Origin of the sequence: Butyrivibrio sp. FCS006 (assembly GCF_000424525.1) — a bacterium.
GTDB lineage: Bacteria > Bacillota > Clostridia > Lachnospirales > Lachnospiraceae > Butyrivibrio.
Map to the genome: position 1 here is coordinate 721,225 of NZ_KE384204.1, position 24,885 is coordinate 746,109.

A 24,885-nucleotide genomic window follows, 5' to 3' on the forward strand; every position below is an offset into this window, starting at 1 on the left:
CTGTTTATGAGATTTGAAGATATTCCGACACCATCCTATGTGCTGGATGAAAAGAAATTAAAGCAAAATCTTGAGATACTAAAGGAAGTAAGGGATAAGTCCGGGGCCAAGATTCTTCTTGCCCAGAAGGCCTATTCGGCATATCAGACTTATCCGCTGATCGCTCAGTATCTGGATGGCACGACAGCTTCAGGTATATATGAAGCAAGGCTTGCCCATGAGGAGTTTAAGGTTCCTACAACGGACAGACTGGTTCATGATGAGATCAGAAAAACTCTTGATGTAAATGCCCCAAAGCCTGAAAACCACGTATTTGAGCCGGCATTTAAAGAGGATGAGCTCAGGGACCTTTGTAAAATGTGTGATCACATTGTCTTTAACTCACTTAGCCAGCTTGAATATCACAGACCAACATGGGAGAAAGCCGTTTCAGAGGGTAAGGTTTCAGTTGGCATAAGGATAAATCCTGAGATCAGCACCGAGGATTCTCATGAGATATATGATCCCTGTGCTCCTGGTTCAAGACTTGGAGTAAGAAATGATGACATGCCTGAGGCGCTTCCTAAGGGCGTTGAGGGACTTCATGTTCACAATCTCTGCGAGCAGGGCTTTGAGCCACTTGAGGATACATTCTTAAAGGTTGAGAGGGAGTTTGCAAGGTTCTTCCCGAGTCCTCTTATTCCTGACGACTACGATACATTTATTTTCAAAGAGTTTGAGAGGAACATGCGCATCCGCGACAGGGAGGAGTATGACGTAAATTACGGTGAGAATGCCGATAATACAGAGCCTGCTGCGCCAGCCCCGGATGAAAACATTGGAAAGATCAAGTGGATCAACCTTGGCGGTGGTCACCACATCACAAGATCTGATTATGATATTGATGCACTTATCGGACTTGTGTCCTATATCAAGGCCAAGTACGGTATTGACGTTTATTTAGAGCCAGGAGAGGCTATAGCATTAAATGCCGGATACCTTGTTACCACAGTTCTGGATGTTGTTGAGACAGACAGAATGCCGGTACTTATCCTTGATACATCCGCTGCCTGTCATATGCCGGATGTACTGGAGATGCCATACAGACCGCCTCTTCGCGATTCTGAAGAGCCGGGTGAGATGAACTATACCTACAGGCTTTCATCAAGGACATGTCTTGCCGGGGATATCATCGGAGATTACAGCTTCAATGATGAGAAGAAGCCCGGAGACAGGCTCGTCTTTGAGGATATGGCAATCTACAGTTTTGTTAAGAACAACACCTTCAACGGAATGGCGCTTCCCAGCATTTCGCTTATGCATGAAGATGGAGAGGTGGAGATTCTTAGAAACTTTAACTATTACGACTTCAAGACAAGGCTCTGATAACAGAGCCTTTTTTGAAAAGGAGACATATTGGAGAAGTTTAAGTCAAAACCAATTGAAGATGGCTTTTTTATGCCGGCTGAGTTTTCACCTCACCTTGGCACAATCATGATCTATCCGACGCGCCCGGGAAGCTGGGGAAAGGATCGGAGAGATACACTTAAGTCCTTTGGAGAGGTCTTTTTGGAGATCCTAAAGCGCGAAGACTTGTATCTGCTTGCCTCTAAGGATTTTGTAAAAGAGGCGGATGCCTTCATGGACAACCTGATAACAACTCATTGCCATGGGGATGAGAATCTGGAAAAAGAGCTCTCGGAGAGGTGCTTTATTTTTGAGATTGATAGCGATGATGCCTGGGCCAGAGATGTAGGACCTACATTTGTGACAGGATGCGGGAAAGACATTCGCGCAGTCAATTGGAGCTTTAATGCCTGGGGTGGAGAAGTGGACGGCCTTTACGCCTCCTGGGATAAGGATGATAAGGTTGCGCTTTCGTTTCTTGAAACCATGGAAGTTGATGGGTATGATGCTTCACCTTTTGTACTTGAAGGGGGATCCATACACTGTGACGGCGAGGGAACAGTGATGGTGACTGAGAGTTGTCTTTTGAGCAAGGGACGAAATCCTTCGCTGTCTAAAGAGCAGATTGACGATAAACTAAAAGAGTATTTAGGTGCAGAGAAGGTTTTGTGGCTTCCTAGAGGAATCTACAATGATGAGACTAATGAGCATGTGGACAATGTCTGCGCCTTTATAAGGCCCGGAGAAGTGGTTCTTGCCTGGACAGATGATGAGAACGATCCTCAGTATGAGATGTCCAAGGCTGATCTTGACTACCTTGAGAGCGTGACGGATGCAAAGGGAAGGAAGATCAAGGTCCACAAGCTTTATATTCCGGATAACCCTGTTCTCGTTAAAGATGAGGATCTTGCAAACTACGAATTTGAAGAGGGCGAGGATATGCGTGAAGTAGGAGAGAGACTGGCTGCAAGCTATGTCAATTTCTATTTTGTAAACGGCGCAGCTTTAGTACCTCAGTTTGGAGATGAGAACGCAGAAAGCGATAAAAGAGCTTTGGATACGCTTAAAGCTCTTTTACCCGAAAAAGAGATCATCGGCATTGATGCAAGGCCTATACTTCTGGGCGGTGGAAACATCCACTGCATTACGCAGCAGGTGCCGGTAGGAGGAACAAAGGCATGAGTGAGAAGATAAAGGTTGCCTGCGTGCAGTTTGAGTGCGGAAACAGCGCACTTACTGACGCAGAGCTGGTTAAGAGAAATATAGAAAAGGCCGGGGAGCTGACCAAGAAGGCGGCAAAGGAAGGTGCGAAGATCATTCTTTTGTCTGAGCTCTTTGAGAGGCAGTATTTCTGCCAGGAGAGAAGATACGATTACTACGAGTATGCTACGGAGATTTTGGAAAACCCTGCTGTTAAGTATTTTTCAGACCTGTGCAGAGAGCTGGAAGTCGTGATGCCCATCAGCATTTATGAGAAGGATGGGAATGAGCTCTACAACTCGGTTGTCATGATAGATGCAGACGGAAAGCTCCTTGGAATATACAGAAAGACCCACATTCCGGATGATCACTATTATCAGGAGAAGTTCTACTTCACACCTGGAAATACAGGCTTTAGAGTGTTTGAAACAAGATACGGAAAAGTCGGCGTTGGAATCTGCTGGGACCAGTGGTTCCCCGAGACTGCAAGATGCCTTGCGCTTAAGGGAGCGGACATTATTCTCTATCCCACAGCAATCGGCTCAGAGCCAATACTTAACGTTGACAGCTCAGGCCACTGGATGAGGACCATGCAGGGACATTCGGCGGCAAACATTATTCCTGTGGCTGCTGCTAACAGGATCGGCACGGAAACGGTTGAGCCCTCTGAGGAGAATGGCGGTCAAAAGTCATCTCTTTGTTTCTACGGAACGAGCTTTCTTACAGATGAGACGGGAGAGTGCGTAGCAAAGGCTTCTAGGGATAAAGAGGAGATCATCTATGCGGAGTATGACTTTAGTGAGATACGCAGAAACAGACTCTCCTGGGGACTGTTCAGGGACAGAAGGCCTGAGTGCTACAGTGATATTACAGGATAAGAAAAGAGGAAAAAGAATTGGCTTATAAAGATTATATGGTAAGAGCGACTGCAGGAAATGCCCAGATAAGGGCTTTCGCCGCAACAACAAAGGATCTTGCGGAGTACGGAAGAAAGGCTCACGGCCTTTCACCCATCGCAGCTGCAGCCCTTGGAAGACTTATGACTGGCACAGTTATGATGGGAACAATGATGGACAATGAGAGCGACCTTATAACAGTCAAGATGGACGGTGACGGACCACTTCGCTCTGTTCTGGCAACAGCTGATAACAAGGGAAATGTAAAGGGATATGTAAGTAATCCTTACGTCATAATGGAGCCCAATGAATCCGGCCATTTAAATGTCGGCGGCGGAATCGGTGAGGGCACACTTACCGTTATCAGAGATATGGGAATGAAAGAGCCCTATGTGGGACAGGTTCCTCTCTATACAGGAGAGGTGGCAGAGGACCTGACTTACTATTTCACCAAGTCAGAGCAGACACCTTCTTCAGTCGGACTTGGAGTTCTGGTTGAGAGGGAGAATCTCTCTGTTATCGCTGCAGGAGGTTTCATTATCCAGCTCCTTCCTTTTGCCGATGAGGCTACCATATCCCATCTTGAGGAGAATCTTCAGAAGTTTACATCCGTTACGGATATCTTAAAAGCCGGCAAGACACCTGAGGAGCTTCTGAATATCGTACTTGATGGATTTGATGTAGAAATAACCGACAGAGTAGACCTCAATTTCTACTGCAACTGTGATAAAGACAGAGTAGAGAGAGCACTGATGCTCATCGGCGAAAAAGAAATCCAGGAAATGATCGATGAAGGCAAGGAAGTGGAGCTTAAGTGCCATTTCTGCAATAAGTCATATATGTTCAGCGTAGATGAGCTTAAGAAAGTTAAAGAGATGGCCAAGATCAGGAAGAAGTGATCATCAAATAATGAGCCCTGGGGACGGAGTCAGGGGCTCATTTTTTTGTGATATCGATTTCAATCTGTAGCAATGGACGCCATCCTTGACACTTAAAAATCAGTATGCTGTCTTTTTTCACCGACGGTGATGGACTCATGAGCAGCTGATTAGTATCACCATCGGTCGTCCCAGTTTAGCATCCTGATTTATAAGTATCAAGGACAAGCCCTGCCAGGGGCAGGGTGGCTGGTTTATTACCTCGGGCTCCGGATCTATGAGCAGCTGATGCTTCTAACCATGCTTTGCTACGGTCTTTTAGAAGTTTTTGCTTAGGGACAGTAGCCCTCCAAGGACCACACCGATTTCCATTACGGTATATAATGAGTTTTTGCTTAGGGACAGTAGCCCTCCAAGGACCACACCGCTTTCTATTACGGTATATAATGAGTTTTTGCCTAGGGACAGTAGCCCTCCAAGGACCACACCGTTTTCTATTACGGTATATAATGAGTTTTTGTTCAGGGACAGTAGTACCCCATGAATCACTCATTTTCTATTACTGAATTTTTGAAATTTCTCCTCTGGGACAGTAATTGGCCGCCCATACTCTAAGAAAATATTTGCACAAGGGGTTCTCCCTGCCTCGGCGCGCATCCCTCTCGGGAACGTCCAAATCTGCCGGCCCCCTTAGTGACCTAAATGCATGAAATGCCAAAGCGTCAAGAATGGGCGCTTTTTGCCCACTTGCTTTGTTCTTGACGTTTTGGCATTTCATGCTACAATCCCCGAAAACTGGGGGCGGCAGATTATAAATCCGGCTATATAATTCTAGAATTGATTAAGTCAAAAGAACCGTCCCTTTGACTTCAGAACCGTCCCTTTGACTTCAGGGACCATTATTCATGCAAATGTACTGTTGGAAGATTCCATTCGAAATGCATAGCGAGGAAGCGGAGCAGTACTATGGTTGAGAAACCGAAGAGTGAGCTGATAAGTTCACTTCCTGTAAACTTCCACAAAACTACGGTTACAGCCGCACCTGCGATGCAAGCGATGGCGTATACGTGCTTGACCAGAACATATGGCACTTTGTCGGCGAGGACATCTCTGATAAGCCCGCCTCCGATTCCTGTTATTACTCCCAGGAATGCAACGAGAAAGAGATTGTCTGAATAATCCGAGTAGATTCCGGCAAATGCACCATCTACGGTAAAGGCTGCAAGGCCGAGAGTATCAAGCCAGAACAGGAGCTTGTCATATACCGGAGTTATGCCTTTGGGCATGGGCTTTTTGAGATACATGATCACAAATGCTATATTAGCCGTGATAAGAGTGATTATCGTCAGCGACGGATTTACAAACATCACCGGTGGAATCCTGTCTATTATGATGTCACGGATAAGTCCGCCGCCTGTGGCAGTTACAAGAGCCATCAGGTTAATGCCGAACAGATCCATATCTTTCTTGGCTGCAACGACAGCTCCCGAAATAGCAAAGGCTATTAGTCCGACATTTTCGATTATAACCATTATTAGTGAATTCATTTGAGTTTCCTGCTTATTGATATAATTTAATCAGCCTTAAAATCATATATGATTTTCGGTCAAATGTAAACTTGATTCGGCTTATTTGTGCACTAATGCGATAATCGGCTATACGTGCTTAATTTATCAAAATTTAAGAAAAGATTCTGACAATTATAATGCGATATTTTGTATAATTATTATGTTATATCAGTAGTATTATGTCTTTTCCTAAGGAGGCACATTATGGAAGCCAGAGAAAGAAAAGGTAAGCTTGTTCAAAAACTCATCATTGCAGCAGTTGCTGCTATTGTCGGAGTATCGATTGTGCTTGTAATCATAAGCGCTGTATCGATCAACAATACCTATGATGAGATGGTTCAGGAAGAACTTCTTCTTGCCGTAGAACAGCTTAACAGTGAGATGAGCAACGTATGGGACGGTGAATGGGAATATACTGACGGTGTTCTGACAAAAGGTGGCGAAAATGTCATGGCAGAATACGAAGAGATCATGGATGAGCTCAAGGCCAGTACAGGAGTTGAGTATTCTCTTTTCTATGGAAAAGAGAGAGTCATCACTACTCTTAAGGATTCCAGTGGTGCCAAGGCTGTAGGCTATAATATTTCTGATAAAGTAGCAAGTACTGTTCTGACAAATGGTCAGACCTATTACGCCAAGATGGTGCCTGCAGGTGCTACAGGGAGCTATTTTAGCTACTATATGCCACTGAAGAATGATGACGGAACCATCGTAGGAATGGTTTACTCCGGCAGAGAGAGCGATTCAGTTGACGCCAAGATCAGGGGAATTACAATACAGATGGTTATATTATCCCTGTTAATTGCTATAGGCGTTTCGATAGTAGGTATCCTTGTTGCTAATAAGTCTTCAGGTAAGATGAGAGCAATCGCCGAGGAGCTTGGCAATCTGTCCAAGGGTGAACTTAAGCTTTCAATTGATAAGACATCACTTGATAGAAATGATGAAATTGGTCTTCTTGCAGACGGAGCACAGACTCTATCAGAGAAACTTGGCGAAGTAATCAGATCAACAATGGAGATGTCTGAGGAACTTAAGAGATCCGGAAGTGAGCTGTCAGAATCAGCGAGTCAGGCATCTGCAGCATCCGGACAGGTATCCCAGGCTGTGGATGATATTTCAAAGGGCGCTGTAAACCAGGCAGAGAGCGTAGAAACAGCAGCCGGTAATACACAGGATATCGGAAAAGACATTGAAGACGTATCAGAGAACGTACAACAGCTTAACAGCTATGCAAACGAAATGAAGACCTCCTGCGAAGCAGCAATGGAAGCTCTTAATAAGCTAATTGTTCAGAGCAGCGAAGTACAGTCATCGGTTCGTGATATCGGTGCAACCATTGATTCGACCAATGAATCTGCAAAAGAGATCTCGAAGTTCTCAGAGGCTATCACAGAGATCGCATCACAGACCAACCTCCTTTCACTCAATGCAAGTATTGAGGCAGCAAGAGCGGGAGATGCAGGAAAAGGCTTTGCGGTTGTTGCTACAGAGATCGGCCAGCTTGCTGTGCAGAGTAGTAATTCCGCAGAAGAGATCAAAAAGATCGTTGAAAAGCTTGTTGCTGATTCCGAGCAGTCTGTAGAGGTAATGCAGAGACTTAATGCAAGCTTCGAGCAGCAGGAAACACAGCTTGATGATACCAAAGTCAACATGCAGAGCATGGCTGAAAACGTTGATAACGTATCTGAGAGTACCGACAACATTGCAGCCCACATCGATAAGCTCAATTCAGCCAAGGACAAGCTTGTTGAGATCATTTCCGATCTGTCGGCTATATCAGAAGAAAACGCAGCTTCGACAGAAGAGACCAATGCTTCAATGCAGGAACTCAACGCTACATTTGCTATCATTACAGAGTCTGCAGGAAAGCTGCAGGAACTGGCTACTAACATGTCCGATACGATCAGCTATTTCAAACCATAAAATATAAATAAAATTTACGATCCCCTGACCGCAAAAGCGCATGGTCAGGGGATTTTTTAACGATTTTACGGAATTGACATATATTTAACGTATAGATATAATCAATTTGTAGGATAATTAACAAACAAAGCAATATTTTTGGAGAATGACATGGCAGAAAAAGAGATTTCTCAGGCGGTCATAAGCAGACTGCCCAGATATTTTAGATATCTTGGAGACCTTAAGGAGAGAGGCGTTGAGAGGATTTCTTCTCAGGAGCTTTCCGATATCATGAAGGTCACAGCTTCACAGATCAGACAGGATTTCAACAACTTTGGCGGCTTTGGCCAGCAGGGATATGGCTACAACGTACAATATCTCTACGACGAGATCGGCAAGATCCTCGGCCTTGATAAGCAGCACAGCCTGGTTATCATCGGTGCAGGACACCTTGGCAAGGCCCTTGCAGGTTATACCAATTTCACAAGAAGAGGCTTTGTATTCAAGGGAGCTTTTGATTGCAATCCTGAGCTCTACGGAACCAAGATCCGTGACGTTGAGGTAAGACCTGTTGACGAAGTAGAAGATTTTGTCAGAGACAACAAAATAGAAATAGCTGTTCTTACAATTCCCAAGGAGCAGGCTGTACCTATGGCACACAGACTGGCAAACTGCGGAATCAAGGCTATATGGAACTTTGCACATGTTGACCTTGAAGTTCCTAACAATATTCAGGTAGAAAATGTACATTTATCTGACAGTTTGATGAAATTATCGTATAATATAGATAGGTATGAAAAATCATTAAAACATTAGTGAGAGAATCTGATGGCAAGAGATGATAATGTCTATATGTCTGCGCTGGAGGGCAAGAGTATCCCTATTCTGACACTTGATGACAAGTGGCACCAGCTTTTCACCCAGACTGAGATGACTCCGGAGATAGAGAGTCTTTCCGATGAACTTAATGCATTGGTCGACAGGGACGGCAAGATACGCACAGAGACCAAGAAGATCAAGAAGCTAAAAAAGACGCTTCTTTCAGAGATTGTGCCCCTTCGCGACAAGGCCAACAAATCAGGTGGCAACAATGCAGCGATAGAAAAAGAAATCTCCGAGAGAACCAGACTTATCAATGAATGTAATGAGAAGCTTGATAGTCACAACGACGAGCTTCTGGACCTTTCAAGGCAGATTTATGATGTGGATTACAAGCTCATGATAGAGACCATGAAGGCTTGTTACGATACGCTACACACCAACACCGAGTATATCAAGGGCCTTGATGAGTGGATATCCAAGGTGCGAGTAGAACTCAAGAAAAATGTCATCCATCTGCAGGAAGCAGAAATGGAGAACTACAATCTCTATTCCTACATGCATCAGATCTTCGGGCCGGAAGTTATCGACCTCTTTGATATGAAATATGATCCAAACCGCAGACATCCTATAAGACGACCTCTTGAAGGGAACGAGGATGAATATGTAGAGTGATTGGAAATAATACGTCCCGGTCTGGCTTTTCAGACCGGGGCTTTCGTTTAAGTGGGGGTATTGGTATGGTGAATGGTTTTAATTTTGCTGTAAATAGTCAGGAAATGAGGATTTACGACAGGAATACGTCGGAACATTTTGGGGTGGCTACGGAAGTGCTGATGGAGAGGGCTTCATTAGCAGTTGCAGATGTTGTTGATGAGTGGAGAAGCACAAGAGAAGCCAAAAGAACATATAGGGCGCTGGTCATGGCCGGAGTCGGCAACAATGGCGGAGACGGAGTGTGCGTTGCAAGGCTCCTCAAGCAAAGAGGCTATCAGGTAAGCCTATGTGTTGTGGGAGATCCGACTAAGTGCTCGGAGCTTCTATTAAAGCAGCTGGAAATTGCAGAAAACTATGGAATCCATAAGGACACTTTTTCCAACATAAGCTGCAACAAATCCGAAGCGGATTTTGATATCATTGTAGATGGTTTATTTGGTATAGGTCTCTCAAGGCCAGTTACCGGAGAATATCTGGATGCTGTCAATTATATAAACAGTTGTAAGAGACAAAGAGATACAGATCTGTTCCTGGTTTCTATTGATATTGCCTCGGGAATAAGCGCTGATGACGGTCACATCTGCGGAGCAGCAGTCAGGGCCGATGCCACAGTGACCTTTAATCAGGCCAAGATCGGGCATATCATGTATCCCGGATGCGAATATGCAGGGAAGATTTTTGTTAAGGATGTCGGTATTACTGAAGATAGCTTTCTTTCAAAGGAGCCGGGAGCCATCTATTACGACGGCAGTGCGAAAGCTCTTTTACCGGAAAGGGATCCTTCAGGAAACAAGGGCACTTACGGGAAGGTGCTGATCATCGCAGGTTCCAAGGACATCAGTGGAGCGTGCATTTTGTGTGCAGGAGCATGCCTTAAGGCCGGAGCAGGGATGGTCAGAGTGTTCACGGCTACGGAGAATGCAGAGGCGGTAAAAGCTCTTTTACCTGAAGCGATACTTGATACCTACGATGACTTTGAACCTGTGGGAGATAAGCTTATGACGGCCATGAAGTGGTCAACGCAGGCGGTCATAGGCCCGGGAATTGGAACGGAAGGAAAGGGATGCGAGCTTCTTACAGATGTTCTTACCTTTTATGACAAGAGTCTTATTATGGATGCCGATGCCCTGAACCTTATTGCAGAGGATGAGCAGCTCTTTAAGCTTGCTGCAAACTTTGGAAGAGACGGGAAAAGACTTGTCATAACACCTCATATGGGCGAATTTGCAAGGCTGTTTGGAAGCGATATAAGGGACTGCAAGGAGCATATTACCCAGTATCCGTTTGAACTTGCCAAAAAGCTGCACTGCACCGTTATCTGCAAGGACGCCAGAAGTGTTGTGGCTGACATGGGCTCAAAAAAGATATATATTAATGTGAGTGGGAATGACGGAATGGCAACAGCCGGAAGCGGAGATGTACTGGCCGGAATTCTCGGAGCGCTCCTCTCATACGATATGGATGGATTTGAGACTGCAATAGCAGGTGCATACATTCATGGACGGGCAGGAGATGTGGCAGCAAAAGAGATAGGGAAGCACTCGGTGGTTGCTTCGGATATAGCAGCTTCGCTCCCGGAAGTGCTGCGATAAATATTTAAACATTCAAAAGGATGTACTTAAAATGATCACAAGTAACGATGAATATTCACGTGTGGCTGCAAGGATCAGCCTTGGCGCAATTGAACATAACCTTGAGGCTATGAAGAGAAATATCCCCGAAGGGACTAAGATGATGGCAGTCATCAAGACTGATGCTTACGGGCATGGCTCGGTGGAGATAGGCAAGTTCCTCGAGAACAAGGATTATATCTGGGGCTATGCTACAGCAACAGCTGAGGAAGCCTTTGAGCTTCGCGATGCCGGACTTAAAAAGCCTATTCTGATCCTTGGTTATACTTTCCCTTACGCCTATGAGAGGATGCTTACAGAAGGTATCAGACCTGCAGTTTTCAGGATGGATATGGCAAAAGAGCTTGATGAGTGTGCCAAGAAACTCATGGCTGAGGGTGTTTTGAAGGAGCCGGCTCCTATACATCTTGCAGTAGATACAGGAATGAGCAGGATTGGAATAACGCCTGATGAAGACGGAGTGTCTTTTGCAAGAGATGTAAGACTTTTGGAAAACCTGCATATTGAAGGCGTGTTTACTCACTTTGCAAGGGCTGATGAAGAGGATCTTACAAACGCAAGAGAGAGGGAAGAGGTATTTAAGAGCTTCCTTGCGGCCTTCGAAGAGGAGTGCGGATATCGTATCCCTATCAAGCACTGCGCAAACTCAGCCAGCATAATTGCTATTCCGGAGTCTTCAATGGATATGGTAAGAGCCGGAGTTACAATGTACGGAATGTGGCCTTCTGACGAGGTACCCAAGGATATCATAGATCTTAAGCCCGCAATGGAGCTTATCAGCCATGTTGTTATGGTTAAAGACGTTCCCAAGGGAACTCCTGTAAGCTACGGTGGAACCTTTGTGACGGATAAAGATAACACCAGGATTGCTACGATTCCTGTGGGATACGGCGATGGATATCCAAGAAGTCTTTCAAACAAGGGATACGTGCTGATTGACGGACATCGCGCTCCGATCCTTGGCAGAGTATGCATGGATCAGTTCATGGTTGATGTCACGGATATTCCGGATGTACGAGAGGGAGATGAGGTTGTACTTCTCGGAACGGACAAGAAGTCAGGCGAGACCATTTCAGCTGAACTCCTCGGTGATATGAGCGGACGCTTCAACTACGAGCTTACCTGCGATATCAACAAGAGAGTACCAAGGATATATGAATAAAATAAAAGATTCCGGTAATGAACTTACTGGAATCTTTTTTTTGCATCAGCATATTGGGCGTTGATCTCCTGGAGGGCAGCTGTATCGCCGTCCATATTGTCGGGGTGATATAACTTTACAAGTGATTTGTACTTCTTATCTACGCTTTCACGGCTGGTACATCCGGCAAAGAAGTCGAAGGTGGAAGAGGCTACAGGCTCGCGATAGCGCTCCTGTCTGGGATCGTCGTAGTCGTCCTCAAAGTCCTCGTCTTCATAATCTTCGTCTTCGTAGAAGTCTTCGTCCTCATCCTCATCTTCATAGAAGTCTTCCCCGTCTTCATAATCTTCATCACCGTAGAAGTCTTCATCATCATCGTATCTGCCGCGGCGATCATCATAATAATCGTCTTCGTAATCCTCATTTTCATAGAACTCAGCGCGCTTATCGCGTCTTCGACTGCGTTCTTCCTCTTCAAGCTCTTTATTTCTGCGCTTCATCATCTTGTCGTACTTGCGCTCCTCGTGCTTTCTTCCGGCTTCCGGGAAGAGGCGGTAATACCTGCCCATGAACTGGGCAAGGAAGTTCTTTCCAAATAATGCCATAAGAACATAGAGTACAGCATCAACTACCATTCCGATAAACAGGACATTTCCGTAAGAAGCAAAAACCGAGATGAGTAGTAGCACGCATACTACAGGAAGGAACATGAGAATGGTCAAAAGCAGCAGTGCAATATAAGCAGCCTTTCCCTTATAGGAGTGGACATTGAACATCCACCAGCGGAAGAGCTCTGCGAAGATTGCGGTAGTGACGTGCCTACCTCTGTCCAGCATTGGTGTTGCCTGCTGAGCAATCTCGCCGCCCTCGGGAATGTTACCCACAATACTGTTGAAGCCACCAAAGAGCATGAATATATTCACAATAAATAGCAGGAAAAAGACAATGCAGGTGACGGGAAGGGCTGCGAAAAAGAGCTTAACAGCTTTAAGCATGCTCTTAAGAAACCATGAGATAAGCGAAAAGAACGCCTTTAAAGCATATAAAATCGCAGTAGTAACTGCGTTGATGATCATTGTAAGAAATGAAACCATTTTGCCTCCAATCAATACTTTCTCAATTATAAGAAAAATGTGTCATGTTCACAAGTGAGTCAGTGGGGACGTTTCAGTTTGACTCATTTTGTGAAGCAAAATGAGTCAAACTGAAACGTCCCCACTGACTCACTTTACGTAGATACAGCTTTTCTCATATAATTAAGACTACAGAAACGAATAGAAACATCGGAGGATAACAATGACACAAAAGCTTGGAATAATAGCCCTTGAATCAGCAGCAGACATAGGAGAGAAGGTCAATGAAACATTAAAGAAATGGCGAGGCGAGGACTTTCTGATCGGTTGTGAGTGCCCGAGATTTAACAGCGGAGAGGCAAAGGGAATAATAAGAGAATCTGTCAGGGATAAGGATATCTACATAATTGTTGATGTCTGCAATAATTCCCTTACTTATAATATGGACGGAGAGCCAAACAGGATGTCTCCTGACGATCACTATCAGGATCTTAAGAGGATAATAGCAGCATGTAACGGTAAGGCTTACAGGATAAGCGTTATAATGCCTTTCCTATATGAGAGCCGTCAGCACAGAAAGACCATGCGTGAGTCACTGGACTGTGCTGTTATGCTCAAGGAACTTGAGGCGATGGGAGTTCATGATGTTGTGACGTTTGATGCACATGATCCCAGGATGCAGAATGTAGTTCCTCTTAAGGGAATTGAAAACATCTCGCCTGCTCTTCAGTTTTCACAGGCTCTTCTTACGGAATACGATGATATTATCATCGACAAGGAACATCTGATGTTTGTTGCACCGGACGAGGGAGCAACCGAGAGAGTAGTATTTCTTGCGTCCATCTTTGGCGTGAATATCGGAATGTTCTACAAAAGAAGAGACTATTCTACTATAGTTAACGGTCAGAACCCGATCGTTGCGCATGATTTCTGTGGCGGAGATGTATCAGGTATGGACGTGGTAATTGTAGATGACATGATAGATTCCGGCGGAAGCATGATGGATGTTTCCAGGCAGCTTAAGGATAAAGGAGCAAAAAGAGTATTTATTTTCTCAACCTTTGGTCTGTTCTCAAGGGGCTTTGATAAGTTTGACAAAGCATACGAGGAAGGTGTCTTTGACCGCATGTTTACCACGGATCTTATTTATCAGAAACCAGAGCTTTTGAAGAAACCATATTACTGCAGCGTGAAAATGGGAACATATATTGCAGCTATTATAGACACCATGAATAAGGGCGACAGCCTGCGTGCCATCGTAAAACCGGCGGAAAGAATCAAAGAAACTATAGAAAACTATAAAAAGAATAAGGCATAATATGCAAAAATGTGGTATAGTGTAATTTGACTTATTTTGCAAACCTATTTAGCAGGAGGAATTATTATGGAGGGTGGCCCCTCTTCAGACAGTATTATCGCCTTTTTTGTCATTCTCATAATTGATTTTCTGATACAGGGCTTTGGCATGGCACTTGACCATGTCAGCAAGGACGAGATTGAGAAAAAGAGCCTTGAGAACAAGGACAGCGTTAGCAGTAAGCTCCTTAAGCTCCTTGAGAACGAGACTCGTCATATAGAAGCGATGCAGCTTCTTACCATTATCATAAATATGGTTCTGGGAGTTTTATGTGTTCTTAATCTCAGCAGCTTTTTTGCCAGGACCTTTGCATTTTCTCAGAGTATGGTAACATGCGCACTTGTCACCATTCTTACAGGTATTCTGGTGGCGGTTCTGATCATGAGCTTTGGAGTAATAATCCCAAGAAGGCTCGCTGCGAGAAAACCTGAGAAATGGGCTTACGGCTGTTATTATCCAACAAGCGTTTTCAGAGTGATCCTTTATCCGCTGGTTGTGTTATCAGATATCATATCAAGCGGAGTGCTCTACCTGTTTGGTATAAGAGGAGATGACAAGCTCGTAGATGTTACCGAGGAAGAGATCAAGTCCATGGTAACAGAAGGTCAGGAGCAGGGCGTTATTCAGGAATCTGAGGCAGACATGATCTCCAATATCTTCGAGTTCTCCGACAAGGAAGCTCAGGATATCATGACCAACAGAAATGCCATGGTAGCCATTGATGCCAATAGCTCCCTTAAGGAAGCGGTAGACTTCATGATGGACACCAACAACTCAAGATTCCCTGTCTATCTTGATGATATTGACCACATAATAGGAATCATGCACATCAGAGATGCCATGAAAAAGCTTGCTGACAGCACGGACTCTGATCTTCCCATCAGGAAGATAAAAGGACTTCTAAGGCAGCCCAAGTTTGTTCCCGAGACAAGGAACATTGATTCTTTGTTCCACAGCATGCAGTCTTCCAAGACTCAGATGGTAATTGTCATCGATGAGTACGGACAGACAGCAGGTCTTGTTTCCATGGAGGATATCCTTGAGGAAATTGTAGGAAATATCATGGATGAGTATGACGAAGAGGAGAACTACGTAAGACCTACCAAGAACGCAGGAGAGTTTACGGTAGATGGCAAGACCCCTCTTGAGGTACTTGAGAAGAAATTCAAGATCTCTTTTGGAGAGAGTGAGTTTGAAACCCTCAACGGATACATCATATCCAAGCTCGACAGGATACCTGAGAGCGATGAGGACTTTGATGTAACAGTAGATGGCTATAATTTCAAGATTCTTTCAGTTCAGAATCACATGGTTACAAGCGTTCTTCTGACCAAATTGCCGGAAGAAGCGCCTGCTGAAGAAGAAAAAGAATCAGAAATAGCAAAATAGATTAACAAGTAATACGAAAGGAAGTTTTTATGTCAGGACATTCAAAATTTGCAAACATCAAGCACAAAAAAGAAAAGAATGATGCAGCAAAAGGTAAGATCTTTACCATTATCGGAAGAGAAATTGCTGTAGCAGTTAAGGAAGGCGGCCCTGATCCTGCCAACAACTTTAAGCTTGCTCAGGTTATCGCCAAGGCTAAGGCCAACAACATGCCTAACGACACAATCGATCGTGGAATCAAGAAGGCATCCGGCGCTGAAGGCAACGTTGATTATAAGAACATCACTTACGAAGGATACGGCCCCGGCGGAACAGCTATCATCGTAGAGGCACTTACAGACAACCAGAACAGAACTGCATCCAACGTTAAGGCAGCATTTTCAAAGGGGAACGGCAATGTTGGAACACCCGGATGTGTATCTTACATGTTTGATAACAAGGGACAGATCCTCATCGACAAGGAAGAGTGCAAGGTATCATCAGATGATCTTATGATGCTCGTTCTTGATGCAGGCGCTGATGATTTCAACGAGGAAGAGGACAGCTACGAGATCCTTACAACTCCTGATAATTTCCAGGCTGTAGTTGAGGCACTTAACAAGGAGAACATCGAGACAGCATCTGCTGAGGTTACAATGATCCCTCAGAACTATGTTGCTGTAACAGATCCTGAGAACGTTAAGTATCTTCAGAGAATCCTTGATCTTCTTGACGAGGATGACGATGTTCAGGCAGTATATCACAACTGGGATGAGCCTGAAGAATAAAACAAAACTTTAATATTGGGGGACTTAAAATGAAACTGAGACGTGCATGGCCGGCGGTAGGCATCTGGGTTATATTTCTTATATTTGAATTTGCAATGGTGGCAAGTAGCGGTTTCTTTTTAGGTCTTTTTCCCAATGAGAATAAACTGATCTATTCCATAGTCTTTGCAGTACTTAGTATTCTGCTCATGTCAGTGATCGTGATATTTGCAGGCAGATGCAGTGACAGCATGAAGGCCAATCTATGGCCATCCAAGCTGCCCTTTAAGATTGGGTATCAGATAACCATTGCGCTTATACTCATAGGAGCTGTCTGGTACAGGATTGAACTGCTGGGAAATACGTCAAAAGAGATCACGGGCAAGATGAGCCTGTATGAGAACGCCATGGTTGGCGGAACACCTGTAGCAGAGTACGATCTGTTATCAATCGTATATTCAACGATACTAAAAGGAATACTGTTCTTTACCGGTAACATCATAACGGTTCCGTTCTTTTTCCAGATTGTATGTTTCACAATATTTATGATCTGCGGCTTTTTCACAGTGCAGAAGCTTCTTGGATACGCAGCAGCTCTTGTCTTTACTGCTTATGTCGGCTTTATGCCGGTGTTCACGCCTGCATTTACAGGCCCAGAGCTTTCTACAGGCCCATTGTTCATGGCTATGTTTGGCATAGAGCTTTTGTTTGTGGCTCTGTTTTTGGAAGGCTCTTTTAAGAAAAAATATACTTCCAAGGCATGGATACTCTGGTACATTCTGGTTGGTATCGTTGTGGGCTTTATGTCCTATATGGATGCCGGAACCATAATCATGATCATACCGTTTTTATTTGCAGTACTGTTTATCTATGGCACTAAGGTAAAAGAGGAAGTCGTAAGGCTTATCATTGTGGTTGCAGCAGCCGTGCTGACCTTCATCGGCATGTTTATCCAGGAGCAGGGATTTATGATGGCCGATGTACGCTTTGCAAACTGGGCATCATATTACTTCCACAACCTCAACACTTTTGATATGTTCTGGGCTTACACTGATTACAAGATCATATATCTCGTAACACTTATCGTTATGAGCGGAGTAATTGTGGGCTTTTGGAAGAACAGGACTGTTGAGAAGATTTCACCCTGGCTGTGGTCAATTCTCTTTATCTTTGTTTCTGTTCCTTTTATGGGAGCAACAAGGATGAATACACAGGTCTTCGTTACCGTTTACTATGCATTCATCTTAGGATGTGTTGCGTCACTTATCGCACTTCCTGCAGACGAGGAAGAGGCGGAATACGTTGAGGAATCGGTAAAAGAGACTGTAGAAGAAAAAGAGGCTGAGGAAATCAGGGAACTTGCAGAAGATGCAACTGAAGAAGGTGCAGATGAGACTGCATCAGAGTCACCTGAAGCTGCTCAGGGTGCGCAGAAAGTTACAGAACCTGACTACGAGTTCGAAGATGAACCCGAAGAGGAAGAGCCTCACGGACACTTTGTTCCCGAGGGAATGGTGCTTCCAGAGGATGATGAAGACGTCGACCTCACACCTCGCATGAAGATGCCTGAATTTACAGGAACCATCAGCCTTGCAGAGACAGCAAGACAGGTTAACGAGAAACTCAAGGAAAAAGAAAGAAAAGCAGCAGAGAAGAGAGAAACTGAGCGGAAATCAGCGCCTGTTACAGACAAAAAGCCAAGAAAAGATGACTTTGACATCGAGCTTAAGCCCGGTGATGACTTCGATATTTAAAGATAGAAAGGTACATAAATGAGAATTGAAGATTTATCTTCGTATGAAATTATTGAAAAGAGAAGGAGTGATGACCTGAATTCTGAAAGCTATTTGTTAAGACACAAGAAATCAGGTGCGAGAGTAGCTCTTTTGTCCAATGACGATGAGAACAAGGTGTTTTCAATCGGCTTTAGGACACCACCCAAGAACTCAACAGGTGTGGCTCACATTATTGAGCATACCGTGCTCTGCGGTTCTAAGGAGTTCCCGGTTAAGGATCCTTTTGTAGAGCTGGTTAAGGGCTCGCTTAATACATTTCTGAATGCAATGACTTATCCCGATAAGACCGTGTATCCGATAGCCAGCTGCAATGATGCTGACTTCCAGAATCTGATGCACGTTTATCTGGATGCAGTTTTTTATCCGAATATATACAGTACTGACAAGATATTTAAGCAGGAAGGCTGGCACTACGAGATGGAGGATGAGACATCAGACCTTACCATCAATGGTGTTGTTTACAACGAGATGAAGGGAGCGTTCTCATCTGCTGATGACATGCTCTCAAGAGAGATCCAGAACTCTCTTTACCCTGATACTACCTACGGTATAGAGTCAGGTGGAGATCCGGACGTTATTCCTGAGCTTACCTACGAGGAGTATCTGGACTTTCACAGGAAATACTATCATCCTTCAAACAGCTATATTTATATGTTTGGAAACATGGATATGGCTGAGAAGCTTGATTATATCGACAAGAACTACCTCTCCAAGTTTGACCGCATAGAGGTCGACTCTGAGGTTGGCGTTCAGAAGGCGTTTGATAAGCCGGTTAAGGTAGTTAAGCCTTATCCAATCCTTCCTGATGATGAAATAGCAAAGAACACTTATCTTTCCTATAACTTCAGCGTTGGATCACCACTGGATAAAAAGCTCTACGTTGCTTTTGATATTCTTGACTATGCGCTTTGTTCAGCTCCCGGAGCTCCAATCAAGAAAGCTCTTATTGAAAAGGGCATCGGACAGGATGTCTACAGCGAGTACGACAACGGCATAAGGCAGCCAATTTTCTCTATCGTTGCCAAGAATGCTGATGAATCACAGCTGGATGACTTTGTGGATACCATTCAGTCACTACTTAAAGAGCAGGTAGAGAAGGGAATTGACAAGAAGTCTCTTCTTGCAGGTCTTTCCTACGATGAGTTTAAGTACCGCGAGGCAGATTTCGGAAGATTTCCAAAGGGTCTTTTGTACGGCCTTCAGGTTATGGACAGCTGGCTCTACGACGATGAGAAACCCTGGATAAATGTAGAGGCCGGAGAAACCTTCGCTGAGCTTAAGAAGGAAGTGGATGGCAGATACTTTGAGGAGCTTGTTGAGAAGTATTTCCTTAATAACAATCACAAGAGCGTAGTAGTTCTGCGCCCCGAAAAAGGCCTTACTGAGAAAAAAGACGAGGAGCTTAAGAACAAGCTTCAGAAGTACAAGGATTCTCTCTCCGAGGATGAGATAAAGAAGATCGTTCAGGAGACCAAAGAGCTTAAGGAATATCAGGATACACCCGATGATCCTGAGGACCTCGCTAAGATTCCGCTTCTTACTCTGGCTGACATGAAGAAGGAAGCCGACAAGTTCATATATGAGCTCAGAAGTGCAGGGGATACAAAGGTTCTTTTCCATAACGTGTTCACAAGTGGCATTGCATACATAAACTTTGTGTTCGACATGAGCACTGTTGATAAAGAGCTCCTTCCTTACGCTTCATCTCTTAAGAAAGCGCTTGGAATGCTGAATACCGAACACTATGCATACGGAGATCTCTACAATGAGATCAACATCAGGACCGGTGGAATCAGCGGATCCATCAGCACTTACACGGATTCTGATGATGTTAAGAAGTTCAGGACAGAGTTTGAAATCAGCGTCAAGGTTCTTCACGATAATCTTAGTTATGCCTTTGATCTGGTAAAAGAGATCATGACTGCCACCAAATTTGATGACGTAAAGAGACTTCGCGAGATCTTTGGAGAGCAGTATGCAAGGCTCCAGACCGACCTTGCATCTGCAGGCCACCAGAGTGCAGCGCTCAGAGCTATGAGCTATGTATCGCCTGCTGCAATGGTTTCTGACAATGTCAGCGGAATCGGTTATTTCAGACATCTTGAGAGGATGAACAAGGCTCTTGAGACCGAGGATGGGGCAAAAGAGATCATTGAGAAATTCCAGCATCTCTGCCGCCTGATATTCAGACCTGAGAATCTTCTGGTGGATATAACAGGTACTGAGAAGGAATACGAGGGTATAGAGGAGCAGGCAAAAGAGTTTGCGAAAGCTCTTTATACAGATGACGTTACAAAGGGTGAACTCAAGCTTGTACCCGAGAAGAAGAACGAGGGCTTTAAGACTGCCGGACAGGTTCAGTACGTATGCAGAGCCGGTAACTTTGCAAAGAGCGGCCTTAAGTACAACGGATCCCTTCGTGTTCTCAAGGTAATGATGGGCTACGATTACCTCTGGAAGAATATAAGAATTCTGGGCGGAGCTTACGGATGCATGAGCAGTTTTGCCAAGAACGGCGATTGTGCTTTTGTTACCTACAGAGACCCTAACCTTCAGAACAGTATAGACGTATTTGAAGGGGCTTCTGAGTACTTAAGAAGCTTTGAGTCTGATGATAGAACAATCCTTCAGTATATAATCGGTGCAATATCAGACCTTGATACACCCAAGACACCTTCAGCAAAGGGAGCATATGGTCTTACAGCGTACCTTTGCAATGCCAAGATGGAGAACATCCAGAAGAACAGAGATGAGCTTCTTGGAACTACTAAGGAGAGCATCAGAGGCCTTGCGGAGTATGTTGATGCATTCATGTCCGACGAGTGCCTGTGTGTTATCGGATCAGCTGAGAAGATCGAGGAGAGTAAAGAGCTATTTAACTCAGTTCAGCAGCTGGTTGGAAAGTAAATCTATCGTATCAGGACGCCCATGGCGCCAAAAGGAGGAGATTATGAAAAAGAGAAGTGTCAGAGTATTTGGAACGGCCGTGGCTCTTTTCATGGGAGTTATGCTCACAGCCTGCGGATCATCAAGCGACTCATCAGGATATGCCAAGTATGCAGCGACTGAGACAGCTGCTGACTATGGCGTATATGAAGAGCCTGCTGCAGCTATGGAAATGGCAGATACTTCTGCAGGAACAGATGGCCAGACGCAGGTCAATGACACCAGCAGAAAGCTGATTAAGACCGTTAATCTCGATACCGAGACTGAGGACCTTGATCAGACAGTATCCCTTATAGAACAGAAAGTTACCGGACTTGGCGGATATATCGAGTCCAGCAATATCTACAACGGAACCACCTATTCCGGACGTTCATCCAGAAGTGCCAGCATTACTGCAAGAGTTCCTGCTGTAAATCTTGACTCCTTTGTGGATTCTGTAGAAGGAAACACAAACATCACAAGAAAATCTGTCAATGTAGATGACATTACTCTTACTTATGTTGATATCGAGAGTAAGAGAAACTCCTTAAGAACAGAGGAGAAGAGACTTTTAGAGATTCTGGAATCTGCTGAGACAGTTGAAGACCTCATAACAGTAGAGGATAAGCTTGCTGATGTAAGATATGAACTTGAGAGCATAGAATCTCAGATCAGAAGCTACGACAATCTTGTTGATTACAGCACGGTATACCTTAACATTGAAGAGGTTGTTAAGTTCACTCCTGTGGAGAAAGAGAGTGCCTTCAGCAGAATGGGCAAGGGCTTTATGGAGAATCTCTCTGATGTGGGCGAAGCCATTGTTGACTTCCTTGTATGGTTTGTATCACACATCCCCGGACTTATAGTATTTGTCATAGTTGTAGTAATTATTGTGCTCATTATCAGAGCAATTGTTGTGGGAAGCAAGAAGAAAAAGGCTAAGAAGATGCAGATGATGTATCAGGCAGCTGCGCAGAACGCAGCTCCGGTAGCAAGTAACCAGGCACCTCAGCAGGCTAAAGAGCCCGAAAAAGGAAACGATGGAAATAAGTAATTTTAAAACAGGTTTTGTAACTTTAATAGGGCGTCCCAATGTAGGTAAGTCGACACTGATGAACCACCTCATCGGGCAGAAGATCGCCATAACCTCCAACAAGCCTCAGACCACCAGAAACAGGATCATGACTGTTTTTACAGATGACGAGGCACAGATGATATTCCTTGACACCCCGGGAATCCACGACACCAAGAATAAACTTGGCGAGTACATGACTAAGGTGGCAAAGAGTACGCTGGAAGAGGTGGACCTTATTCTCTGGCTCGTTGAGCCCAGCACCTATATAGGTGAAGTGGAGAAGTCCATTATCGAGGAGCTTAAGAAGTCCAAAAAGCCCATAATACTGGTCATCAACAAGATTGATACCGTATCGGCGGAGAACCTTCAGAAGTTCGAAGATGCTTATACCAAGGAAATGGACTTTGCCAGAGTGGTGAAGGTTGCAGCCCTTAAGGGCCAGAATGTAGATGGCGTGCTTGCTACAATCAAGGAATTCCTTCCCTACGGACCTGCTCTTTATGATGAGGACACCATTACAGATCAGCCTGAGAGACAGATCGTAGCGGAGATCATAAGAGAAAAGGCTCTTCGTCTTCTTCAGGACGAGGTACCTCACGGAATTGCTGTAACAATTGAGACCATGAGGATGAGGGAGAAAAAGGCAGAGAAACCTAAGAAAAAGAGACATCAGCATCCGCCAAAAAAGAGCGCTCTTGAGAAACAGATGCAGGCAGCTATGGATGAAGACCTTCCGGATGGCCAGGTTGTCTTTTCCCTGGATGATATGAATGCCGAGGAAGAGGTTTATGATCCTGAGGGTATCATGGACATTGAGGCAACGGTCATCTGCGAGAGAGACTCCCACAAGGGAATCGTCATCGGAAAGGGCGGCGCTATGCTAAAAAGAATCGGCAGCGCAGCCAGAAAAGATATCGAGGAACTGGTTGGATGTCAGGTTAATCTCCAGCTCTTTGTTAAGGTAAGAAGAGACTGGCGCGATGATACGCAGCAGATGAAGAATTTTGGTTACAATCCAAAGGATTTTAAATAGGAGCTTTTGATGGAAGATATCATTACCGTCAGAGGAATAGTACTAAAGCATAGTCCCAGTGGGGATTATGACTGGGTAGCAACTATATTCACCGCCGAGAGGGGCAAGATCACAGCCTTTGCAAGAAGCGCAAGAAAGCCAAACGGGCGGCTCTCAGGCACAGTTGAGCCATTTTGTTTCGGAACTTTCAAGCTCTTTGTGGGCAAAAGTTCCTACAATATTGTAGAGGCGGATATAGAGAACTACTTTGAAGGATTTAGGGGGGATCTTGAAGGTGCCTGTTACGGCACCTTTTTCCTTGAACTGGCTTCGTACTATTCAAAAGAGAATATTGAGGACAGGGAACTGCTAAATCTTTTGTACATTTCCCTGAAAGCTCTGCAAAAGGACTCAATTCCCAATAAGCTGGTAAGGTGCATTTATGAGCTAAAGAGCCTTCAGATAGAAGGTGAGTATCCCGGAGTTCCGGCAAATATGGAGATACAGGAATCCACGAGATATGCTCTTTCACATATAGAGTCTTCGCAGCTTGAGAAGCTCTATACCTTTAATGTAAGCGACGAAGTACTCTATGAACTTTGCAGGGTAACATCCCTTTACAGAAGTAAGTTTATCGACAGGACACTAAAAAGCATGGAAATGCTCGCCACCTTTGACGATGCCCTGTAATGAAGGCGCTATTGAAAAAGAAAAATGATTTGGATATAATTACTTTGTTTGTGAGGTGAAAAGGTGGTTATTATAAAGAAAAAACTTACGGCAGCTGCCGTAATATCTTTTACCATATTGGGACTATGCGCCTGCGGAAAAGAGACTGCGGGGGTATCCACAGTATCGGTGGACAAGGAAGGTAAGGTAGAGAGCGTTTTATACGATACCTTCGACAAGGATTACTACAGCCTTGAAGAACTTAAAAATATGGCAGAAGAAGAAATTTCAGATTACAATTCAGAGTATGAAAACCCAAGGATCACGCTTTCAGATGCTCAGGTGCTTGAGGAGGAAGGCGTTGTTAAGCTTACAATGCAGTTTGAGAGCGCCCAGGACTATTCCTATTATAATCAGGTGGATATGTTCTACGGCACTGTGGCAGATGCCAGAAGCGCAGGGTATGAGCTTAATTTAAACCTTGTGGATGATAAGGGTGACAAGATAGATCCTTCTATAATCGATCAGAATCCTGACAGACACATAATAATAACCAGTGACAAGACAAACATTAAGACCCCTTATAACATCGAATACATGTCAAAGGGAGTCAACAGCCTTGGTAAAAAGGAAGCAGAGCTTCATGCGGTAACTGCAGAGTACGCACAGCTCCTTCTTTCAAAATAAGAAACATTTACAGAG

Annotated in this window: 20 protein-coding genes; 18 read left to right on the plus strand and 2 right to left on the minus strand. The window is 44.5% G+C overall.

What is annotated here, in order from left to right; genetic code table 11:
- The first annotated feature begins 6 nt into the window (after positions 1-6).
- From G633_RS20170 to hslO, 4 genes are read left to right on the plus strand one after another with little or no spacing between them, the layout of a single operon-like run.
- Entirely contained in the window at positions 7-1,365 is a 1,359-nt protein-coding gene (locus G633_RS20170; RefSeq protein WP_026520350.1) for a carboxynorspermidine decarboxylase, read from the plus strand.
- 30 nt (positions 1,366-1,395) lie between these two features.
- Positions 1,396-2,568, plus strand: coding sequence for an agmatine deiminase (aguA, locus tag G633_RS0114485; protein ID WP_026520351.1), 1,173 nt, complete (start codon positions 1,396-1,398; stop codon positions 2,566-2,568).
- Complete coding sequence (aguB, locus tag G633_RS0114490) at positions 2,565-3,464, plus strand: N-carbamoylputrescine amidase (protein ID WP_026520352.1); 900 nt, start codon at positions 2,565-2,567, stop codon at positions 3,462-3,464. Before aguA ends, aguB begins: the two co-directional genes overlap by 4 nt.
- A 35-nt stretch (positions 3,465-3,499) precedes the next feature.
- Complete coding sequence (gene hslO / locus G633_RS0114495) at positions 3,500-4,381, plus strand: Hsp33 family molecular chaperone HslO (RefSeq protein WP_035771617.1); 882 nt, start codon at positions 3,500-3,502, stop codon at positions 4,379-4,381.
- An 878-nt stretch (positions 4,382-5,259) separates the two neighbouring features.
- On the opposite strand, the gene G633_RS0114510 is transcribed toward hslO, so the two are convergent.
- On the minus strand, positions 5,260-5,907 hold the full coding sequence (locus G633_RS0114510) for a trimeric intracellular cation channel family protein (RefSeq protein WP_026520355.1): 648 nt from the start codon (positions 5,905-5,907) through the stop codon (positions 5,260-5,262).
- 225 nt (positions 5,908-6,132) lie between these two features.
- On the opposite strand from G633_RS0114510, the gene G633_RS0114515 reads away from it, so the two are divergent.
- The 5 genes from G633_RS0114515 to alr all read left to right on the plus strand — a co-directional run bounded on the left by G633_RS0114515 (position 6,133) and on the right by alr (position 12,162).
- Positions 6,133-7,854 carry a methyl-accepting chemotaxis protein gene (locus G633_RS0114515; RefSeq protein WP_035771451.1) on the plus strand — a complete coding sequence of 574 codons (1,722 nt, stop codon included), beginning with the start codon at positions 6,133-6,135 and terminating at the stop codon, positions 7,852-7,854.
- A 150-nt stretch (positions 7,855-8,004) separates the two neighbouring features.
- On the plus strand, positions 8,005-8,649 hold the full coding sequence (locus G633_RS0114520; protein WP_022770437.1) for a redox-sensing transcriptional repressor Rex: 645 nt from the start codon (positions 8,005-8,007) through the stop codon (positions 8,647-8,649).
- A 12-nt stretch (positions 8,650-8,661) separates the two neighbouring features.
- Positions 8,662-9,327: a hypothetical protein gene (locus G633_RS0114525; protein ID WP_022770438.1), complete on the plus strand. Its 666-nt coding sequence runs from the start codon at positions 8,662-8,664 to the stop codon at positions 9,325-9,327.
- 65 nt (positions 9,328-9,392) lie between these two features.
- The gene (locus G633_RS0114530) at positions 9,393-10,961 is read left to right on the plus strand and encodes an NAD(P)H-hydrate dehydratase (protein ID WP_081664796.1); all 1,569 of its coding nucleotides are present in this window, start codon (positions 9,393-9,395) and stop codon (positions 10,959-10,961) included.
- 31 nt (positions 10,962-10,992) lie between these two features.
- On the plus strand, positions 10,993-12,162 hold the full coding sequence (gene alr, locus G633_RS0114535; protein ID WP_026520358.1) for an alanine racemase: 1,170 nt from the start codon (positions 10,993-10,995) through the stop codon (positions 12,160-12,162).
- Positions 12,163-12,185: 23 nt separating this feature from the next.
- On the opposite strand, the gene G633_RS19505 is transcribed toward alr, so the two are convergent.
- Positions 12,186-13,235, minus strand: a complete 1,050-nt coding sequence (locus G633_RS19505) for a hypothetical protein (RefSeq protein ID WP_051200249.1) — start codon at positions 13,233-13,235, stop codon at positions 12,186-12,188.
- Between the two features lie 202 nt (positions 13,236-13,437).
- Between G633_RS19505 and G633_RS0114545 the strand changes: the two genes are divergently transcribed.
- The 9 genes from G633_RS0114545 to G633_RS0114585 all read left to right on the plus strand — a co-directional run bounded on the left by G633_RS0114545 (position 13,438) and on the right by G633_RS0114585 (position 24,870).
- Positions 13,438-14,532 carry a ribose-phosphate pyrophosphokinase gene (locus G633_RS0114545; RefSeq protein ID WP_051200251.1) on the plus strand — a complete coding sequence of 365 codons (1,095 nt, stop codon included), beginning with the start codon at positions 13,438-13,440 and terminating at the stop codon, positions 14,530-14,532.
- A 66-nt stretch (positions 14,533-14,598) separates the two neighbouring features.
- A complete protein-coding gene (locus G633_RS0114550; protein ID WP_035771453.1) occupies positions 14,599-15,960 on the plus strand; it encodes a hemolysin family protein in 1,362 nt (453 codons plus the stop codon).
- Between the two features lie 29 nt (positions 15,961-15,989).
- A complete protein-coding gene (locus tag G633_RS0114555) occupies positions 15,990-16,727 on the plus strand; it encodes a YebC/PmpR family DNA-binding transcriptional regulator (protein WP_022770449.1) in 738 nt (245 codons plus the stop codon).
- A gap of 29 nt (positions 16,728-16,756) precedes the next feature.
- Entirely contained in the window at positions 16,757-18,460 is a 1,704-nt protein-coding gene (locus tag G633_RS0114560; protein ID WP_026520361.1) for a hypothetical protein, read from the plus strand.
- 18 nt (positions 18,461-18,478) lie between these two features.
- Positions 18,479-21,409: an insulinase family protein gene (locus G633_RS0114565; protein WP_026520362.1), complete on the plus strand. Its 2,931-nt coding sequence runs from the start codon at positions 18,479-18,481 to the stop codon at positions 21,407-21,409.
- 43 nt (positions 21,410-21,452) lie between these two features.
- Entirely contained in the window at positions 21,453-22,481 is a 1,029-nt protein-coding gene (locus G633_RS18650) for a DUF4349 domain-containing protein (protein ID WP_051200253.1), read from the plus strand.
- Positions 22,468-23,535 (plus strand): GTPase Era, encoded by a 1,068-nt coding sequence (gene era / locus G633_RS20325; protein WP_026520363.1) that lies wholly within the window; start codon positions 22,468-22,470, stop codon positions 23,533-23,535. The genes G633_RS18650 and era overlap by 14 nt, the downstream gene beginning before the upstream one ends.
- 9 nt (positions 23,536-23,544) lie before the next feature.
- Entirely contained in the window at positions 23,545-24,204 is a 660-nt protein-coding gene (gene recO, locus G633_RS0114580; protein WP_022770456.1) for a DNA repair protein RecO, read from the plus strand.
- Positions 24,205-24,267: 63 nt separating this feature from the next.
- The gene (locus G633_RS0114585) at positions 24,268-24,870 is read left to right on the plus strand and encodes a hypothetical protein (RefSeq protein ID WP_022770457.1); all 603 of its coding nucleotides are present in this window, start codon (positions 24,268-24,270) and stop codon (positions 24,868-24,870) included.
- Positions 24,871-24,885: the final 15 nt, after the last annotated feature.

Bases quoted from the DNA above. Each gene is read 5' to 3' on its own strand.
- G633_RS20170 (WP_026520350.1), top strand. From the start codon at position 7: ATGAGATTTGAAGATATTCCGACACCATCCTATGTGCTGGATGAAAAG.
- aguB (WP_026520352.1), top strand. From the start codon at position 2,565: ATGAGTGAGAAGATAAAGGTTGCCTGCGTGCAGTTTGAGTGCGGAAAC.
- hslO (WP_035771617.1), top strand. From the start codon at position 3,500: ATGGTAAGAGCGACTGCAGGAAATGCCCAGATAAGGGCTTTCGCCGCA.
- G633_RS0114510 (WP_026520355.1), bottom strand. From the start codon at position 5,907: ATGAATTCACTAATAATGGTTATAATCGAAAATGTCGGACTAATAGCC.
- G633_RS0114515 (WP_035771451.1), top strand. From the start codon at position 6,133: ATGGAAGCCAGAGAAAGAAAAGGTAAGCTTGTTCAAAAACTCATCATT.
- G633_RS0114520 (WP_022770437.1), top strand. From the start codon at position 8,005: ATGGCAGAAAAAGAGATTTCTCAGGCGGTCATAAGCAGACTGCCCAGA.
- G633_RS0114525 (WP_022770438.1), top strand. From the start codon at position 8,662: ATGGCAAGAGATGATAATGTCTATATGTCTGCGCTGGAGGGCAAGAGT.
- G633_RS0114530 (WP_081664796.1), top strand. From the start codon at position 9,393: ATGGTGAATGGTTTTAATTTTGCTGTAAATAGTCAGGAAATGAGGATT.
- alr (WP_026520358.1), top strand. From the start codon at position 10,993: ATGATCACAAGTAACGATGAATATTCACGTGTGGCTGCAAGGATCAGC.
- G633_RS19505 (WP_051200249.1), bottom strand. From the start codon at position 13,235: ATGGTTTCATTTCTTACAATGATCATCAACGCAGTTACTACTGCGATT.
- G633_RS0114545 (WP_051200251.1), top strand. From the start codon at position 13,438: ATGACACAAAAGCTTGGAATAATAGCCCTTGAATCAGCAGCAGACATA.
- G633_RS0114550 (WP_035771453.1), top strand. From the start codon at position 14,599: ATGGAGGGTGGCCCCTCTTCAGACAGTATTATCGCCTTTTTTGTCATT.
- G633_RS0114555 (WP_022770449.1), top strand. From the start codon at position 15,990: ATGTCAGGACATTCAAAATTTGCAAACATCAAGCACAAAAAAGAAAAG.
- G633_RS0114560 (WP_026520361.1), top strand. From the start codon at position 16,757: ATGAAACTGAGACGTGCATGGCCGGCGGTAGGCATCTGGGTTATATTT.
- G633_RS0114565 (WP_026520362.1), top strand. From the start codon at position 18,479: ATGAGAATTGAAGATTTATCTTCGTATGAAATTATTGAAAAGAGAAGG.
- G633_RS18650 (WP_051200253.1), top strand. From the start codon at position 21,453: ATGAAAAAGAGAAGTGTCAGAGTATTTGGAACGGCCGTGGCTCTTTTC.
- era (WP_026520363.1), top strand. From the start codon at position 22,468: ATGGAAATAAGTAATTTTAAAACAGGTTTTGTAACTTTAATAGGGCGT.
- recO (WP_022770456.1), top strand. From the start codon at position 23,545: ATGGAAGATATCATTACCGTCAGAGGAATAGTACTAAAGCATAGTCCC.